This is a genomic window from Acidovorax sp. GW821-FHT09A11 (assembly GCF_059418365.1).
The window spans coordinates 64227-81685 of the sequence record NZ_JBWKPS010000005.1 but is presented as its reverse complement, the minus strand read 5'-3'; the positions used below and the strand labels follow the sequence as shown (position 1 = coordinate 81685).

At 69.0% G+C, this 17459-nt stretch carries 16 protein-coding genes; 10 read left to right on the top strand and 6 right to left on the bottom strand.

Annotation, left to right across the window (positions count from 1 at the left end; all coding sequences use genetic code 11):
• Window positions 1-63 precede the first annotated feature (63 nt).
• A complete protein-coding gene (gene moaD, locus AC07PV_RS14695) occupies window positions 64-318 on the top strand; it encodes a molybdopterin converting factor subunit 1 (protein WP_218295545.1) in 255 nt (84 codons plus the stop codon).
• Here the strand turns inward: moaD and dapA are convergent.
• The 4 genes from dapA to AC07PV_RS14675 form a co-directional block, all read right to left on the bottom strand.
• The gene (gene dapA / locus AC07PV_RS14690) at window positions 305-1201 is read right to left on the bottom strand and encodes a 4-hydroxy-tetrahydrodipicolinate synthase (protein WP_494630591.1); all 897 of its coding nucleotides are present in this window, start codon (window positions 1199-1201) and stop codon (window positions 305-307) included. The genes moaD and dapA overlap by 14 nt on opposite strands.
• Window positions 1202-1480: 279 nt before the next feature.
• Complete coding sequence (locus AC07PV_RS14685) at window positions 1481-1840, bottom strand: hypothetical protein (protein WP_218295543.1); 360 nt, start codon at window positions 1838-1840, stop codon at window positions 1481-1483.
• Window positions 1841-1900: 60 nt separating this feature from the next.
• Entirely contained in the window at window positions 1901-2812 is a 912-nt protein-coding gene (locus tag AC07PV_RS14680; protein ID WP_369642973.1) for a hypothetical protein, read from the bottom strand.
• 29 nt (window positions 2813-2841) lie between these two features.
• Window positions 2842-3096, bottom strand: coding sequence for a hypothetical protein (locus tag AC07PV_RS14675; RefSeq protein ID WP_218295541.1), 255 nt, complete (start codon window positions 3094-3096; stop codon window positions 2842-2844).
• A 76-nt stretch (window positions 3097-3172) separates the two neighbouring features.
• Here AC07PV_RS14675 and AC07PV_RS14670 point away from each other — a divergent pair, with 76 nt between their 5' ends.
• The 6 genes from AC07PV_RS14670 to AC07PV_RS14645 all read left to right on the top strand — a co-directional run bounded on the left by AC07PV_RS14670 (window position 3173) and on the right by AC07PV_RS14645 (window position 12130).
• On the top strand, window positions 3173-3403 hold the full coding sequence (locus AC07PV_RS14670) for a hypothetical protein (protein ID WP_218295540.1): 231 nt from the start codon (window positions 3173-3175) through the stop codon (window positions 3401-3403).
• A gap of 57 nt (window positions 3404-3460) precedes the next feature.
• The gene (locus AC07PV_RS14665) at window positions 3461-3937 is read left to right on the top strand and encodes a molybdenum cofactor biosynthesis protein MoaE (protein ID WP_218340141.1); all 477 of its coding nucleotides are present in this window, start codon (window positions 3461-3463) and stop codon (window positions 3935-3937) included.
• Between the two features lie 183 nt (window positions 3938-4120).
• Window positions 4121-7369 carry an IPTL-CTERM sorting domain-containing protein gene (locus tag AC07PV_RS14660; RefSeq protein WP_494630589.1) on the top strand — a complete coding sequence of 1083 codons (3249 nt, stop codon included), beginning with the start codon at window positions 4121-4123 and terminating at the stop codon, window positions 7367-7369.
• A gap of 159 nt (window positions 7370-7528) precedes the next feature.
• Window positions 7529-10135 (top strand): ATP-dependent chaperone ClpB, encoded by a 2607-nt coding sequence (gene clpB / locus AC07PV_RS14655; RefSeq protein ID WP_494630588.1) that lies wholly within the window; start codon window positions 7529-7531, stop codon window positions 10133-10135.
• A 75-nt stretch (window positions 10136-10210) separates the two neighbouring features.
• Window positions 10211-10570: a hypothetical protein gene (locus AC07PV_RS14650; RefSeq protein WP_494630587.1), complete on the top strand. Its 360-nt coding sequence runs from the start codon at window positions 10211-10213 to the stop codon at window positions 10568-10570.
• Between the two features lie 120 nt (window positions 10571-10690).
• Entirely contained in the window at window positions 10691-12130 is a 1440-nt protein-coding gene (locus tag AC07PV_RS14645; protein WP_494630586.1) for a coniferyl aldehyde dehydrogenase, read from the top strand.
• On the opposite strand, the gene AC07PV_RS14640 is transcribed toward AC07PV_RS14645, so the two are convergent.
• Window positions 12102-13982 (bottom strand): ATP-binding response regulator, encoded by a 1881-nt coding sequence (locus AC07PV_RS14640; protein WP_255591106.1) that lies wholly within the window; start codon window positions 13980-13982, stop codon window positions 12102-12104. The two genes, AC07PV_RS14645 and AC07PV_RS14640, sit on opposite strands and share 29 nt — an antisense overlap.
• Window positions 13969-14604 carry a response regulator gene (locus AC07PV_RS14635; RefSeq protein WP_218295534.1) on the bottom strand — a complete coding sequence of 212 codons (636 nt, stop codon included), beginning with the start codon at window positions 14602-14604 and terminating at the stop codon, window positions 13969-13971. Before AC07PV_RS14635 ends, AC07PV_RS14640 begins: the two co-directional genes overlap by 14 nt.
• Before the next feature lie 163 nt (window positions 14605-14767).
• Between AC07PV_RS14635 and AC07PV_RS14630 the strand changes: the two genes are divergently transcribed.
• From AC07PV_RS14630 to AC07PV_RS14620, 3 genes are all read left to right on the top strand, one after another.
• The gene (locus AC07PV_RS14630) at window positions 14768-15367 is read left to right on the top strand and encodes a hypothetical protein (RefSeq protein ID WP_494630584.1); all 600 of its coding nucleotides are present in this window, start codon (window positions 14768-14770) and stop codon (window positions 15365-15367) included.
• Between the two features lie 199 nt (window positions 15368-15566).
• Window positions 15567-16088, top strand: a complete 522-nt coding sequence (locus AC07PV_RS14625) for a GNAT family N-acetyltransferase (RefSeq protein WP_055393295.1) — start codon at window positions 15567-15569, stop codon at window positions 16086-16088.
• 185 nt (window positions 16089-16273) lie between these two features.
• Window positions 16274-17449 carry a methyltransferase gene (locus tag AC07PV_RS14620; RefSeq protein ID WP_494630785.1) on the top strand — a complete coding sequence of 392 codons (1176 nt, stop codon included), beginning with the start codon at window positions 16274-16276 and terminating at the stop codon, window positions 17447-17449.
• Window positions 17450-17459 lie beyond the last annotated feature (10 nt).

Sequence of the window (17459 nt, the reverse complement as noted above, 5' to 3'; positions counted from 1 at the left end):
TCTCCACTGTGTGTGGTCGCTGCCCCCCGAGGGGGCCGCTTTTCATCTTGGGGCGGCCCGGCGATGAAAAAGATCACCGTGCGCTACTTCGCCTCGATCCGCGAGGCCATCGGGCAGGGCAGCGAGGCACTGGAGACCTCCGCCACCACGCTGGGTGCCTTGCGCGACGAACTCATCGCACGCGGCGGCGCCCACGCCAGCAGCCTGGCGCGCGGCAGGGCGGTGCGCATGGCGCTCAACCAGACCTTGAGCGACGAATCCGCCACCCTGGCCGAGGGGGCCGAGGTGGCGTTTTTCCCTCCGGTTACGGGCGGCTGACGCCAAGCAGCGCCCGCAGGCGCTGCTCCAATGCCTTGGAGGCCGCCGTCATGGGTGCCCGCAGGCCATTGCAGATCTCCCCTGCGTGCGACAGCATGGCCTTGAGCGGGGCAGGGTTGGGCTCTGCAAAACACGCTTCCACCCAGGGTTGCAGGGCCTGCCACAAGTCGCGGGCTGCGGGCAGATCGCCCAGGCGCAGCAGGGCCATCAACTCCACGAAACGCGGTGTCTGCCAGTGCGCGCAGGCAGAGATGGCACCCGCGCCGCCGAGGGCCAGCGTATGGAAGATCTGCGCGTCTTCGCCCGTCAGCACCTGCAGCCGGCCATCGGCGATCAGGGCCTGCGTCTTGGCGGGGTTGCCGCCGCAGTCCTTGATGGCCTGGATGCGCGGATGCCCTGCCAGCGCCAGCAGCGTCTCGGTGGTGAGCGTGGCGCCCGTGCGGTAAGGAATGTCATAAATCAGCACGGGCGCCGCGCTGGCGTCGGCCAGCGTGCGGAACCAGTGCAGCAGGCCTTCTTGCGAGGGACGGATGTAGTGGGGGGCGGACACCAGCAGGCCCGCAACCGGGTAGTGTGCAAGGGCCTGCACCTGCTCCAGCACCTGGCCCTGGTGGCAGCCCGACACGCCCATCACCACGGGCAAACCCTGTGCGGCGCTGAGCACTGTTTCCAGCACCTGCAGCTGCTCGGCCTTGTCGAGGGCCGCAGCCTCACCGGTCGAGCCGCAGGCAACGAAGCCCGAAACACCGTCGGCACACAGCCGGGCGGTGAGGGCGGCAAGGGCCGGATGGTCCACGGCGCCGCCCTTGAACGGCGTGACCAGGGCGATCCAGAGCCCGCTGAACGGCGGCTGGTGGGAGGTGGCGGTATCGGTGGCAGACATGCGAAGCATCCTTTCAGGGTTCGACCAGGGGAAGAACCGTCCGGAGGGAGTGCGTGCGGAATGCCGGGGAGTGAAAAGAGAAAAGAAAAAAGGGAATTTCTCTACCAGGTGGTTCCGTCGCTCATCCGGACGGAACCACAGCTCCGGTCAGATGAGCTCTGGTTTTTTGGCTTTGCCCACGCACCGCAACGCCACCGCAGGTGCTGCGGTCATGGCAAAGGGGGTGTGTGTGGACATGGGCCGCAGTATAGCGAAGCGCCTGCCGTGTCCCAAGAGTGGTCAGCCTGCCTGCGGTGGCTGGGCCGCATCGTGTGCAGGTTCAGGCTGGGGCGGCACCAGCCCGGGACATGGCCACGCCAGCAGTTCGGCCAGGCGCGTGACGATCCATGTGGCCTCGGGCACCGACACGCCGGATTCAAGGGTGCACAGCCCCGCATGGATGCGCCGCAGGATCTCGGCCTCGGAAGGCGCCTGCACGTGGTACAGCGTCTGTGCGTGTTCCACCAGGTGGCCCGCCAGGTCTTCGCACAGCTCGTAGCGGGCGCGCACGCCGTCTGCCTTTTCCGTCAGGCGTCCTCGGGTGTCGGTGTACACCGCCATGAAGGAGGGCGGCACGTGGATCTGGTTGTCGTCGTACATGGCTGGGTAGATGGTGGGAGCGATCAGGCGGCAGAAAAAATGCCCGCCAGAGCGGTTCAGTCAGGGGCTTTGCATATCCGCGGCTTGGTGGTGCGCGGGGGCTTGCGAGCAGGTTTGCAGGTGGTTGTGCGCCATGGCCGCTGTCTCGGCAAACCAGCCCAGCAGGTGTTGCAGCCAGATTCGCAGTTCAGCCTCAAAGCGGGGCGTGAGCGCGACCAGGCCCCGGGGGGCATCCTGGGTGAGGTGGCCCTGCGCCGTTGCCTCGTTGACCAGGTTGCGCACATGCGAGTGCGAAAAGCCCAGGCGCTGCGCAAGCTCGCTGGCGCGCAGGGCAAACGGCGTGGGCCCTTGATCGCCGGGGCGGTGCACCCGGCAGTGTTCGCGCAGCAGCAGCATGGCAATGCGCCCGCCGCCTTCGCGCTGGTCAAACCAGTCCCAGCCGCCGAAGCGGCCCCGGGTTTCGGCCAGGCGATCCAGGATGTGGTCGGCCCCGGCCAGAAAGGCGGCAAAGTAGTCCGCGTCGCTGTCCAGCCGCTGCGCATGGCCCGCGGGCAGGGCGCCCAGGGCCTCGGCGCAGTGCAGGTGGTGCCGCACCCAGGTGCGCAGGCCGTCCAGCAGCCGGGGGGTGGGCGCGAGGTAGCGGAGCCGGCGGTCGGCGGGATCGGTGTCCACCGCCACCATGCCCGCCAGCCGCAGCACGGCGAAGAACGTGGCCAGCGTGCGGGCGCCCCCCGGCATGCGTTGCTGCAGGAGCGTCAGCGTGGGGCGTGGCGCGCCCCGCAGCTGCCATTGGTAGTGCTGCACCACCAGCCGGCCCGCCGCGTGCGACTGCAGCGCCCGGCCGAAGATCTTGTTGATGAGCCGTTCGTTCCAGTGCAGGCGCAGGATGCCGTCGCAGTAGGCCTCCACGGCCTGGGTGTAGGTGTCCGGAGCCTGGGAGTCGAGCGCTTCGAAGGATTCTTGCAGGTCCATGGCGCGTGTTGCGGTGCAGGGTTGCTGTTTCAGTCCGGCGTGAACAGGCGCTCGAACTTGGCCTGGTCTGCGGCCAGCTCGAAGGTCACCACCTGGCCCATTTTCATGTCCGACAGGCGGCAGGCCCCAAACAGGGTGGTTTTGCCTGCCAGCTCCATCACCTCCAGGTCGATGATGGCGTAGGGATGGGGCACGAAGACCTGGTGCTTGAACACATCGCGGACCGTGTTGCGCGGGGACGGGTAGAGCTTGTAGAGATCGGTCTCGATCGTTTGTGTGGCCATGGGCTTAAGGTGCGAGGGTGGCTGCAGTACGGGTACAGTGCGGGCGAATCGTACAGACAAACCTTTTTACCAATCTATGGCACGCAACAAAAGTGAATGGCCCTCCAAGGTGCTGGCGCTGGTCCGCGGCGGCAACCTGCCCGCCGCCATCGCGCAGATCAAGGTGGCACCCACCGTCGGCGACGTCACCCGGCTGCAGACCCTGCTGGCCCAGCTGCCCCCTTCGCCCGCGCTGGCGCAGCTGAACAAGGTGGTGGAAGAAGAGCGTGCCTTGCTGGCCGCGCCACGGCTGCACCGTTCGCCGTAAGCGGCCACGCCGCGCCATTCCGCCTTGCCGCCATTCGCCCTGTAGAGAGCTTCTGCCATGACCTTGCCCCGCGTTTCCATCCAGACCGAGGACTTTGACCTGTCCACCGAAATCGCCGCCCTGCGCCGCGAGAACAAGGGCGTGGGCGCTGTGTGCAGCTTTGTGGGCACGGTGCGCGACCGCAACGAAGGCGACCAGGTGTCCTCCATGGAGCTGGAACACTACCCCGGCATGACCGAAAAATCCATCGAGGCCATGGTGGACGAGGCGTTCCGGCGTTTCGACATCTTTGGCGCCCGCGTGATCCACCGCGTGGGGCTGCTGCAACCGCTGGACCAGATCGTGCTGGTGGCCGTGACCAGCGCACACCGGGGCCAGAGCTTTCAGGCCTGCGAGTTCCTCATGGACTACCTCAAGACCCAGGCCCCGTTCTGGAAGAAGGAAGAAACCGCCCAGGGCGCGCGCTGGGTGGACGCGCGGGTGAGCGACGACGCTGCGCTGGCGCGCTGGGGCATCGTGGCCACCAACGCCTGAACGCACCCGCCGGCCGGCCGGAATGCCCCTGCTGCCGGCGCTGCAGCCGCGCGCCAGGCCGGCGGTTTCGCAGATCGATGCAATCTTTGGACTTGTGCGGCGCTGGTCCCCTTTTGAGAATCGCCTGCTGTCCCGCTGGCACCTTTCTTCTGCCCGGCGAGGGCTGACAGGGAGGAATGTGTCATGGAACTTCAAGCGCGGGCATTTTCACGCGCGTGCCGATGGTGCCTGGCGGCCGTGGGGCTCATGCTGGCGCTTTCGGGCCCGGCCCGGGCCGACGTGGCCTTTGTCGCCGCCAGCAGCCTTTCCCTGGGGGGGCTGCTCGGCGAGACGGCGCGCGGCGACTTCAATGAAGACGGTCAGCCGGACCTTGCCGTGGTGGACCGGCAAGACAACACCGTCAGGATCCTGCTCAATACCGGCGGCGCTGCGGGCTTTTCGGCCGCGGGTTCGTTCGGCGTGGGCGCGGCCCCTTACGGCCTGGTGGCGGCCGACTTCAATGGGGATGGGCATCTGGACATCGCGGTGGCCAGCTTCAACGAAGGCACCGTCACGGTCCGCCTGGGCGACGGCCATGGCGGGCTGTCTGCAGCAACCGCCTTCGGCGCCGGCCCCAATCCTTATGGCCTGGCGGTGGCGGACTTCGATGGCGACGGGCGGCTGGACGTGGCCGTTGCGGTCTTCTCGGGCGCGGCCAAGGGGGTTTCGGTGCTGTGGGGCGACGGGACAGGCCGGCTGGATGGGCGTCCCCGCACGGAGATCGGCATGGGTGTGTCGACGACACGCATCGTCTCGGGCGACTGGAATGAAGACGGGCATGCCGACATCGTGGTGGGCTCGGGCGATGGCGTCTTCTGGCTGCGGGGAGACGGCGCGGGCGGCTTCGCGGCGGCCCAGCGCCTGACGGGCGATGAGTACGTGCCTTTCGTGGCCGTCGGCGATGCCAACGGAGACGGCCACCTGGACATCCTGGCGCTGGTGCAGAACACCTCGGCCAGCCCGATCCTCCTGACCGGGGACGGCACGGGAAACTTTTCACGCCGCGGCGTGGGCTCCCCCGGATGGTTTTCGAGCGCTGCCATCGTGGATGCCACGGGCGATGGACGGGCGGACCTGGTGCTCGCGCGCTCCAGCGGCACCGTTGTGGTGTGGCCCGGCCTCGCCGGTGGCGGGTTCGGCTTCAACGCAGGGGGCCAGGAGTACTCGGTGGGTGATGACGAAAGCACCCTGGCGGTGGCCGATTTCAACGGCGACGGCCACCCGGACATTGCCGTGGCCAACGGGTGGGGCGGGCGAATGGTCCGGTTGCTGGGAGACGGCGCGGGCCGCTTTGCCGCCGCACGCAGCTACGGCATCCCCGAGCGGGACGCGCGCGCGGTGGCGGTGGCCGACTTCAACGAGGACGGGCGGATCGACCTGGCCGTCGCCTACGCGGATGAATCCAGCGTCTGGATCCTGCGGGGCGATGGCCAGGGCGGCTTCGTGTTGTCCACGCGGCTCGATACCGGGGCGCAGGTGCGCGCGCTGGCCGCTGGCGACCTCGACGGGGATGGTCACGCGGACCTGGCGGTGGTCAGCGAAACCGACCGGAGCGTCATGGTCTATCTGGGCCGGGGGGCGGGCGACTTCTCCCTGGCGGGCCAGGGTTTCTTTACCGGGCTGTCGCCCAGGTCGATCGTCACCGGGACATTTCGCGGGCCGGGCTACCCTGCCCATGCCGCCGTGTGGGCGCTGGAGACGACCAGCTCGCTCGAAGCCATCCGATGGGTGGGCGTCACGCCCCTAGGCGCCGTCGACATGCTGGACATGACGGTGTGGCAGGGCGTGCGGGGCTTCGCGCCGGTCGATGTCAACCAGGATGGGCGCACCGACCTGGTGGCCGCGACCTCGGCGGGCACCGTGGGCACTTCGCTGTCCGCCGCTTCGCAGCCGCTGGAGCCGGTCTACCTGCCAGTCTCGGCCGGCCCGCTGGGCGCGGTCGCGGGGTGGGGCGTCGCGGGGCGGGCGGGGGTGTTCACGGCCGCCGGCACGCAGATCGCGTCCCTGGCCGCGGCGCCCGGGCAGGCGATGGGCGTGGTGGGACAGTACGGCGCAGGGCTCGCGGCCAAGGCGCTCGCGGCCGCGGATTTCGATGGCGACGGGCTGCCCGACGTGGTGGGCGCCGACGCGTCGGGTGGGATCGCCATCCTGCGCGGGCAGGCCGGGGTGGGCGCTCTGGGCCTGCCTGTCGCGCGGTTCGCCGGAGGCACGGCCGAGCAGATGGCGGTGGCCGATTTCAATGGCGACGGCAGGCCGGACGTCGCCATTGCCAACGGTATCGCGGGCATCACGGTGCTGATGAATGCCTCCCCGTCGGCCGATGCCGCATTGGCGTCCCTGGCGCTGTCGCAGGGTGTCCTCAGCCCCGCGTTCCAGCCGCAGGTAGTGGCGTATGCGGCTGGCGTGCCGCATGCGGTGACCGCGCTTTCCCTGACGCCCGTCGCCGCCGATGCCGGGGCCTCCATCACCGTGAACGGCACGCCCGTGGCCAGCGGCTCCGCGACGCCGCCCCTGGCCCTGGTGCCGGGTGCCAATGTGATCCAGGTGGAGGTGCTCGCGCAGAACGGCGTGGCCCGCCGGACGTACACCATCACCGTGGTCCGCGACCAGACGGTCCGGCACGCGGTCACGGCCCTGGCGGGCTCGGGTGGCAGCATCGGCCCGGCCGGCACGGTCGACGTGGCGCAGGGACAGACGCAGGCCTTCACCGTCACGCCCGGCGCGGGTTACCGCATCGCGTCCGTGGCGGGCTGTGGCGGCAGCCTGGCCGGTAGCACCTACACCACGGCAGCGGTGACGGCCGCCTGCACCGTGCAGGCGCGTTTTGAAACCCTGCCCACACCGACGAACACCGGGTCGGGGCCCGTCAACGTGGGCGTGGTGGATGGCAGCACGGGCTGCCAGCTGGACCTGGCGGGCACCGGCCCGGTGGCGGCGCCGGCGCCGTACCCCGGCGCCACCTTGCCGCACGGGGCGTTCCGCCTGCGGCTCATCCATTGCCAGCCGGGTGAGACGGTGCGTGTGGCGGTGACCTTTCCAGACCTCACGGGCTTCACCGTGAAGAAGTACGGGCCCACACCCGACAGCCCCTCCTCCAGCCGATACTACGACCCCGTGAACCTGCAGATCAGCGGCAACACCGTGGCCTACGATGTGACGGACGGTGGCTGGGGGGACGACAGCTTTGGCGCGCAGGATGGCACCATCAACGACCCTGTCGTCCCCGTGCTGCTGGCGCCTGGCCCGGTGGCGATCCCCACGCTGTCGGCCGGGGGCCTGGGTGGGCTGGCCGCCTTGCTGGGGTTGCTGGCCTTGCGGGGCGGCCGGCGCACGGCCCTGCGGGCCCACTGGGCCGGTACCTGGTCCGGAGTTTCGAGAGAAATCAGCCGCTAGCGCTTGATGGTAAAACGCTGGCAGCTATAAAAATGGTAGCTAATGGGGAAGCCATCGGCTGGATGATTCGCTGACGCAGGTCAATCGGTGGGCGGGGGCAGTGTCTTGAAATCAGGCATACCCCGCCTCAAGTGCTCTGCAATTCGGAGGACATCCACCATGCGTCTCGACAAATTCACCACCAAGTTCCAGGAAGCCCTGAGCGATGCCCAGAGCATCGCCCTGGGCAATGACCACGCCTACATCGAGCCCGTGCACATGCTCGTGGCCATGCTCAAGCAGGACGACGGCCCCAAGGCGCTGCTGCAGCGCGCGGGCGCCAATGTGCCCGGCCTGCTGGCTGCGGCCGAGGCCGCCGTCAAGCGCCTGCCCCAGGTGCAGGGCAACGAGCAGGTGCAAGGCGGCCCGGAGCTCGGCCGCGTGCTGCAGGCCACCGAGAAGGAGGCCATCAAGCGCGGTGACCAGTTCATCGCCAGCGAGCTGTTCCTGCTGGCCGTGATCGACAGCAAGGGCGAGGCCGCCAAGATCGCCAAGGACAACGGCCTGACGCGCAAGAGCCTGGAGGCCGCCATCGACGCCGTGCGCGGCGGCCAGAAGATGGACAGTGCCGAGGCCGAGGGCCAGCGCGGCGCCCTGGCCAAGTACTGCATCGACCTGACCGAGCGCGCGCGCATCGGCAAGCTCGACCCCGTGATCGGCCGCGACGACGAGATCCGCCGCGCCATCCAGGTGCTGCAGCGCCGCACCAAGAACAACCCCGTGCTCATCGGCGAGCCCGGCGTGGGCAAGACGGCCATCGTCGAAGGCCTGGCCCAGCGCATCGTGGCCGGCGAGGTGCCCGAGTCGCTCAAGAACAAGCGCGTGCTGTCGCTGGACATGGCGGCGCTGCTCGCGGGCGCCAAGTTCCGCGGCGAGTTCGAGGAGCGCCTGAAGACCGTGCTGAACGAACTGGCCAAGGACGAGGGGCAAACAATAGTCTTCATCGACGAGCTGCACACCATGGTGGGCGCGGGCAAGGCCGAGGGCGCGATGGACGCGGGCAACATGCTCAAGCCAGCGCTTGCGCGCGGCGAGCTGCACTGCGTGGGCGCGACCACGCTCGACGAGTACCGCAAGTACATCGAGAAGGACGCCGCGCTGGAGCGGCGCTTCCAGAAGATCCTCGTGGGCGAACCCACCGTGGAGGCGACCATCGCCATCCTGCGCGGCCTGCAGGAAAAGTACGAGGTGCACCACGGCGTGGACATCACCGACCCGGCCATCGTGGCCGCGGCCGAGCTGTCCAACCGCTACATCACCGACCGCTTCCTGCCCGACAAGGCGATTGACCTCATCGACGAGGCCGCCTCCAAGATCAAGATCGAGATGGACTCCAAGCCCGAGGTGATGGACAAGCTCGACCGCCGCCTGATCCAGCTGCAGATCGAGCGCGAGGCCGTGCGCCGCGAAAAGGACGAATCCTCGCAAAAGCGCTTTGCGCTTATCGAGGAAGAGATCGCCAAGCTGCAAAAGGAAATCGCCGACTACGACGAGATCTGGCAGTCCGAAAAGGCCCAGGCGCAGGGCAGCGCGCACGTGCGCGAAGCCATCGACAAGCTCAAGTTCCAGATCGAGGAATTCACCCGCAAGGGCGACTTCAACAAGGTGGCCGAGCTGCAGTACGGCAAGCTGCCCGACCTGGAAAAGCAGCTGAAGGAAGCGCAGGCGCAGGAGGATGGCAAGGACGGCGCTCCCGCCACCCGCCGCCTGCTGCGCACGCAGGTGGGTGCCGAAGAAATTGCCGAGGTGGTGAGCCGCGCCACGGGCATTCCGGTGGCCAAGATGATGCAGGGCGAAAAGGACAAGCTCCTGCTGATGGAGGCCAAGCTGCATGAACGCGTGGTGGGCCAGGAGGAGGCGATCGCCGCCGTGGCCAACGCCATCCGCCGTTCGCGCTCGGGCCTGAGTGACCCCAACCGCCCCACGGGCTCGTTCCTGTTCCTGGGCCCCACGGGCGTGGGCAAGACCGAGCTGTGCAAGGCGCTGGCGGGCTTTCTGTTCGACAGCGAGGACCACCTGGTGCGCATCGACATGAGCGAGTTCATGGAAAAGCACTCGGTGGCCCGCCTGATCGGCGCGCCGCCCGGCTACGTGGGCTACGAGGAGGGTGGCTACCTCACGGAGGCCGTGCGCCGCAAGCCCTACAGCGTGCTGCTGCTCGACGAGGTGGAGAAGGCCCACCCGGATGTGTTCAACGTGCTGCTGCAGGTGCTGGACGACGGCCGCCTGACCGACGGCCAGGGCCGTACCGTGGACTTCAAGAACACGGTGATCGTGATGACGAGCAACATCGGCTCGCACCTGATCCAGGCCATGGTCGGACAGGACTCCGAGGACATCAAGGAAGCGGTGTGGGGCGAGCTCAAGAACCACTTCCGGCCCGAGTTCCTCAACCGCATCGACGAGACCGTGGTGTTCCACGCGCTGGACGCGCAGCACATCGCCTCGATCGCCAAGATCCAGCTGCAACTGTTGCAAACCCGGCTGGCGAAGATGGATTTGGAGTTGCAGGTGTCGGACGCAGCCTTGGCAGAATTGGCCAAGGTGGGGTTCGACCCGGTGTTTGGTGCGCGGCCGCTCAAGCGGGCGATCCAGCAGCGCATCGAGAACCCTCTGTCCAAGCTGTTGCTGGAAGGGCGTTTCCCGCCCAAGAGCGTGATCCCGGTCACCGTGAACCCGGTGCTGGAGCCGGGTGTGTTCCAGTTCGGCGTGGCCCCGCAGGAGTGATGCGGGCCCGGGAAGGGATAGCGGCCCTAGTCAGGGCTGCCATCCCTTCCCCAAGATGTGAAGGAGAGGTGTCGTTTGAATGAATTTGTTGCGGGCGTTGTGCGCCTGTTGCTGCGGGTGGTGGTCATCGCCATGGGCCTGGTGCTGTTCGCCAGCCTGCTGATTGCCATGATGGTGCTGGCGCTGGTGTGGACGCTGCGCGCAGGCTGGGCACGCCTCACAGGCCAGCCGGTGACCCCCTGGGCCATGCGCATGGATCCCCGCACGGGGTTCAGCACCGTGTTTCGCTCCACGGAGCGCTGGTCGTCCGGTCGCCGTGGCCCGGCGCCCGCGCCCGACGATGCCGGCGGCGAGGCCGCGGCCGCGTCGCGCCGTGGCGGCATCCTGCCCGGCGCCGCCGAGGTGACCGACGTCGAGGCGCGGGACGTGCGCTGACCCGGCGCCGCACCCTGCCTTCTTGCACTGCGCAGCGCCCCCGCCTGCGCGGCCCGTCCGCGCCCTGCCTCCCCGGTTTTTTCGTGGCGCGCCTGTCGGGGCGTCTTCTATGATCCGACCATGACACCTGCCGATATCCACGCCCACTTCGATCTTCAACGCCAGGCCAGCCGCGAGCATGTCGATGTGCCGCTGCTGGTGCGCCGCGAGCGGCTGCTGCGCCTGTCCAAGATGCTCGACGAGCACGGCCCGGTGCTGGCGGCTGCGGTGCAGGCCGATTTCGGCATGCGGTCCCCGCGCCTGACCGAGGTGGCCGATTTCTTCGTGCTGCGCACCCTGCTGTCGCACACGCTGCGCCATCTGGCGAAATGGATGAAGCCCCGGAAAGTGCGCACGCCGCTGTACCTGCAGCCCGCCCGTGCCTGGATCCAGCGCCAGCCCCTGGGGGTGGTCGGTGTGATCGCGCCGTGGAACTACCCCGTCCAGCTGGCCCTGGCGCCCGCCATCACCGCGCTGGCGGCGGGCAACCGCGTGATGCTCAAGCCCAGCGAGCTCACGCCGCACACCTCGGCGCAGCTGGCGCTGCTGGTGGCGCAGTTCTTTTCGCCCGACGAGTTCTGCGTGGTGCAGGGCGATGCGAACCTGTCGGCGCTGTTCGCGTCGCTGCCGTTCGACCACCTGGTGTTCACCGGCTCCACCGCCGTGGGCCGCAAGGTGGCCCAGGCGGCGGCGCAGCACCTCACGCCCACCACGCTGGAGCTGGGCGGCAAATCGCCGTGCATCATCGACGGCCATTGCGACATGCAGGACGCGGCGCTCAAGATCGCGCACGGCAAGCTGCTCAACGCCGGCCAGACCTGCATTGCCCCCGACTATGTGCTGCTTCCCCGGGGCCGCGAGGGGGAGTTCGCGCAGGCCTACCGGGCCGCCGTGGGCCGCCTGTTTCCCACCATCGAGGGCAATGCGGACTACGCCTCCATCATCACGGCGCGCCACCATGCCCGCCTGCGCACCATGCTGCAGCAGGCGCAGACCCAGGGCGCCGAGGTGCAGACCATCGAGCCGGCCGAGGGCAAGCCTGTCGTCCACACCGTGGGCACGCTGGGCGATGGCGCCAGCCGCCAGATGCTGCCCACGCTGGTGTTCGGGGCCACGTCCCAGATGCAGCTCATGCAGGAGGAGATCTTCGGCCCCATCCTGCCCGTGATCTCCTATGAACGGCTCGACGACGCCATTGCCCACATCAATGCCGGGCCGCGCCCGCTGGCGCTGTACTGGTTCGGCCAGAGCGAAGCGGTGCAGGGCGATGTGCTGCGCCGCACCGTGAGCGGCGGCGTGACGGTGAACGACACGCTGATGCACATTGCCCACGACAACCTGCCGTTTGGCGGCGTGGGCGACAGCGGCTGGGGCGCCTACCATGGCGAGCAGGGCTTTCTGCGCTTTTGTCACCAGAAATCCGTGCTGGTGCAGTCGCGCTGGGCGATGGGTTCGCTGTTCTATCCGCCGTACGGCGCGAAGTTCGACCAGGTCATGGGGCTGCTGCGGCGCTGGCTGTAGCCTCCGTGCCGCCGTCCGGCGGCAAGGGCTCCATCGTGCTGGCGGTTTGAGGGTGCGTGATGAGCTGGACCATGGCGCTGCGCAACTGGCCCGTGGACACGGGCTTGTGCAGCAGCAGCGCTGACGTGGACTGCGCATCGCGCAGGCGCTGGGGCGATGTGTCCCCCGTCATGATGATCGCGGGCACCGGTGTTCCCAGGTAGGCGCGCAGGGCCTGCAGCACCTGTTTGCCGGTTTCTTCGTGGCGCAGGCGGAAGTCCGTGATGATGATGTCCGGCGTGATGTCTTCCAGGCGCTCCAGCGCATCGGCGCTCGATTCCGCGGTGATGCACTGGCAGCCCCAGCTTTGCAGCAGCGACTGCATCCCGATGCGCACGGCTTCGTCGTCGTCGATGGCCAGCACCTTCAGGCCCGCAAGGCTTCGGGCATCCGGAGCGGGGGCGGTGTCGTCTTCCAGCGCGCCCTGCCAGCGGTCCAGCCACAGCCGGAACACCGAGCCCCGTCCCGGCTGGGAGAGCACTTCCACGGAGGTGTTCATCTCCCGCGCCAGCCGCTGCACGATGGCCAGGCCCAGCCCCAGGCCCTTGCGCCGGTCGCGCTCGGGGTTCCCGAGCTGGTGGAACTCCTTGAAGATGTGTTCCCACTGGTGCTGCGGGATGCCGGCCCCCGTGTCCCACACCTCCAGTGCCAGGCGCTTGCCGCGTGTGCGGCAGGCGATCAGCACGCCGCCCCGGGCGGTGTAGCGCAGGGCGTTGGAGATGAAGTTGTGCATGACCAGCCCGACCAGCGAGCGGTCGGCATGGGCCGCGGCCGAGGTCTCCCGCGTGCGGTACACGAGGCCCGCCGTATCCGCCTGCACGCCGAATTCCTGCTCCAGCGCCGTGAGCAGCGGCTGCACGGCAAAGGCTTCGGGCCGCACCTTGACGACACCGGCTTCCAGCCGCGAGTAGTCGAGCAGGGTGGTCAGCATCTCGGCGGCGGCGCCCGAGGCCGCATGCGCGTGCCCCAGCACGGTGAGCTGGTGGTCGTTGAGCGGGCTGCGCTGCAGCGACTCCAGGAACAGGCCCATGGCATGCAGGGGCTGGCGCAGGTCGTGGCTGGCGGCGGCCAGGAAGCGGGACTTGTCGCGGTCGGCCTGCTCGGCGGCCCCCTGCGCGGCCAGGGCGCGCTGCGACTCGGCGCGCAGCTCGTTGACGAGCCGGTCGTTCTCCAGCTTGAGCGCGATGCTGCGCCGGGTGGCCCGGTCGGCGGTGCGCGCCTGCATGCCGGTGAGCGCGTAGTAGACCCCCGTGAGGAACAGCGCGGGCCACATCACGGGCCCGCCGGCCAGGGCGACGGCCATCATCACGCCGCCGATCGCGCAGGTGAGGTAGGTGACATAGGCGCGGTACAGGGGGGCGCCCAGCCCCAGCGCGCCGGACGACACCGTGCTGATGATGCCGATGGCGTAGATCACGCTGTCGGACGTGCCCCAGTAGAGCACCACATACCCCAGGCTGCCCCAGCTCAGGCCCATGGCGGCCATGCAGGCGATCAGCTTGCGCGCCGCCTGCGGCGCCGGGTCGGTGAAGGGCGCGATGCTGCGCAGGGTGAGGTACACCCCGGCCACCACCAGCGTGTGCGACACCAGCCAGACCGTGATGGCCTGCGTGTCGGCCACCCGCGCCATGACCCACAGCGTGCCCAGGGCGGTGGCCAGCGACGCCAGCAGCGTCATCGGGAAGTTTTGCCGCAGCAGGGCCACCTGTTCGCGCAGCACCTCGTCGCGCTCCCACACCGGCCACCCCCAGCGGGTGGGGGGCAGCACGGCATCGGCGGCAGGCGCCCCCCGCAGGGCTTCAGAGTGTGTCATGGAGCTGGGGGGTGGACAGGCCCAGGCGCTGCGCGGCGAGCAAGGCCGCGCTGCGGCTGTTGACGCCCAGCTGCGCGAAGATGGCGGCCACGTGCACGCGCACCGTGTTCTCGCTCAGGCCCAGGTCGCGCGCGATGACCTTGTTGGGCTTGCCGGTGCACAGCAGCGACAGCACGTCGAGCTGGCGCGCGGTCAGCGAGGGCGTGTCGGGGCCGCGCGTGGTGGCGCTGTTGCCGCTGTTGATCGGAAAACACGGCTGGCCCGACAGCGCGCAGGTGATGGCTTCCAGGATGTCTTCGGCGCTGGCGGATTTGGGCAGGAATCCATCGGCGCCGCGCGCGCGTGCCTCGTGGATCGCATCGGGCGCCACGCTGGCCGAGACCAGGACGATGCGGGCCCTGGGGCAGGCCTGGCGCAGCAGGCGCAGGCCGTCCAGGCCGCTCATGCCGGGCAACTGGATATCGAGCAGCACCAGATCCGTGTCCGCCAGCTGCTGCGCGCAGGCATCGGCGATGGAGCCCGCCTCCGCAATCGTGCCGACGCTCGGATGGTCCTGCACGATCAGGCGCAGGCCTGTGCGGAACAGGTTGTGGTCATCCACAAGCAAAAGGCGGGCAGTCATACGGCAAGTATTGCGCACAACACGCTGTTGCGGACTAGTCCATTTGTGCGATGGACGCCCGGTTATGCACTTTCTAGACTTTCCGTCAAGCATTGAAAAGCACCTGGAGTGCGCACCAATGCGCAAACCTCGTCTTCATCCTTCGTTTTTCAAAGGTGCTCCCATGACAGCCAATGCCTTCCTCGATGGTTCAGCCTCCCCCGATGCGTCCCACCACCGCGATGAGCGACGACCGGCCGCCGCAGGGGGAGGGCATGGCACGGCCTCCTCGGGCCTGGGGGGCAATACGGTGGCGCGGATCGTGGAGGAAAACTGCCCCGGCATGCTGGCATCGGCCGGGGTGGTGATCGAGCACCTGGACGCCCAGGCCGGGACCTGGCAGTTTTCGACGGACGACGGGTGCACATGGCGCGCCATCCGCACCGACCTCGTCAACCGCCCCGGCAACCTGGGCCTGGCGCTGGACCGGGATGCGCGGCTGCGCGTGCTGCCCTTTTGCGGCCACCGCGTGAGCGGGGCGCGCGTGGCATTTCACACCGTGCAGCGCAGCCATGCGCAGGGCAATGGCAGCTACCGGGCCTATGCCAGCGACGAACGCGAGGACGGGTCGCGCACGGTCACGCTGGTGCTGGGCCTTGCGGCCATCAACGGCACGCCCCCGGCCGTGCATGTGCCGCGCCCCCGCAACAAGCGTGCGCTGGTCCAGCGTGCCGCCGCCGCCGCGGCCGGTGCCTCGCTCTCGGGCTCCATGGCGCTGGCCTGACGCGCGCAGGGCTGCCCGCGCCAGCGTGCTGCGGTGCAGCATCAGCGGTGTGCCAGCCCTGGCTGGACGCGGTGGACGCAGGGGGTGGACAGGGCGTGAATGGGGGGCCGGGCAGGGAGCCGTACAAGGGTAAAAACCGTTTGCGGCGACAATGCCGGTCCTTTCGTTTTTTCATTCCCCGTTTTCGTTCGGTTTTTCCATGTCCAGTATCCAGGTTCGTCCCGCCACGCTTCGCGATGCCAAAGCCATTGCCCAGATCCATACCGTCTCAGCCCAAGAGGTCTACAAAGGGCTGGTGCCAGACGAGCAGTTGAAATCCATGTCGGTCGAAAAGCGCCAGGCCTACTGGCGCGAGGCCATCGAATATTGCGAGCCCCAGGTCCAGGTGGCCGTGGACGGCGAGAAGATCGTCGGCTTCGTGGGCTACGACCGCTCGCGCGATGAAAAATCCCGCCCCACCACCGGTGAAATCTGGGCCATCTACGCCGCCCCCACCCACTGGAACCAGGGCGTGGGCCTGGCCTTGTGGGATGCCGCCCGCGACGGCCTGCAGGAAGAAGGCTGCACCAACGTCACGGCGTGGGTGCCCCTGCGCAACGAGCGCGCCATCCGGTTCCACGAGCTGGCGGGCTTCAAGCGCGAACTCTCCACCGCCAAGACGGCCGTGGTGGGGGGCGTCAAGATCGAAGAAGTGCGCCTGAAGCGCCCCATCAACGCGTAGGATGAACAACCACCCCCTGAGCGACTTCGTCGCTTCCCCCTTCTCTCGCGCTTTGCGCGGGACGGGGGACGCCGCCAGCGCGGCGGGGCGGCCCTTGCGCGGCGGCCTTGGCAGGGGCCGCGCCAGTTTCACGGGCTGCTGTTAACGCCCGAAGCAATAGCAATCTGATGCCCACACTTCTTCCTATGATCGAATGGAGCCGCCAGGGCCAGATTCAACAAGTCCAGTGGCGCTCCGAGAGCGGTGCCCCGGCCCCGCGCCGGATCGTCACCGCTGACGATACCTTGGCCGCCGACACGGCCTACCGCATGGCCTGTGAAGGCACCGGCCTGTTGTGGCAGGGCGACTTTCAGAACGCCCGCATGCTGCTGCAGGCGCTGATGCGCCGGGCCGATGCCAGGTCCGGCAAGGGGGGCAAGTCGGCCAGACCCCGCAAGTCCGCCGCCAGGGCGGCCGACAAAGCCGCTGCCGCCACCCCGGCCGAGGCCTTTCACCTGCACCGCCAGGCGCAGGCGCAGCGCGCGCGGGTGCTGGCGTCGGTGCTCATCCCGCTCGAAGGCGACTACGGCATCGACCTGCGCCGTGCGCCCGACTGGCGCCAGGCGTGCACCGAGGCCTGGGGCCCGGCCACGGGCGAGCGTTCGGTGGCCACGCTGCGCGAGCTGCTGGGCCTGGTGGGCGCGCACGAGTGGCGCAAGAAAGGCGTGGAAGTGCCCGCCCTGGGTGCGCCGCCGCTCAACCGCATCCACCCGCACTACGGCGTGTTCTCGCCCGTGCGCGGCGAATATGTGGGCCTGGTCGCCGACACGGCGCTGCCCACCAAGACACTGGCCTTTGACATTGGCGTGGGCACCGGGGTGCTGTCTGCGGTGCTGGCGCGCCGTGGCGTGCAGCGCGTGGTGGCCACCGACCAGGACCCGCGCGCCCTGGCCTGCGCGCGCGAGAACCTGCAGCGCCTGGGTGTGCTTGCCCAGGTGGAACTGCTGCAGGCCGACCTGTTCCCCCCGGGGCGCGCGCCGCTGGTGGTGTGCAACCCGCCCTGGGTGCCGGCCCGCGCCAGCTCGCCCATCGAACACGCGGTGTACGACGAAGGCAGCCGCATGCTCAAGGGCTTCCTGGCGGGCCTGCCGGAGCACCTGGAGCCAGGCGGCGAAGGCTGGCTGATCCTGTCGGACCTGGCCGAGCACCTGGGCTTGCGCCCGCGTGAGCAGCTGCTGCAGTGGATTGCCGATGCGGGGCTGGTGGTGCGGGGCCGGCACGATGTGAAGCCGGGCCATGCCAAGGCGGCAGATGCGGGCGATGCGCTGCATGCGGCCCGCGCGGCCGAGGTCACGTCGCTGTGGCGCCTGGCCGCCGCCTGACGGACGGCCC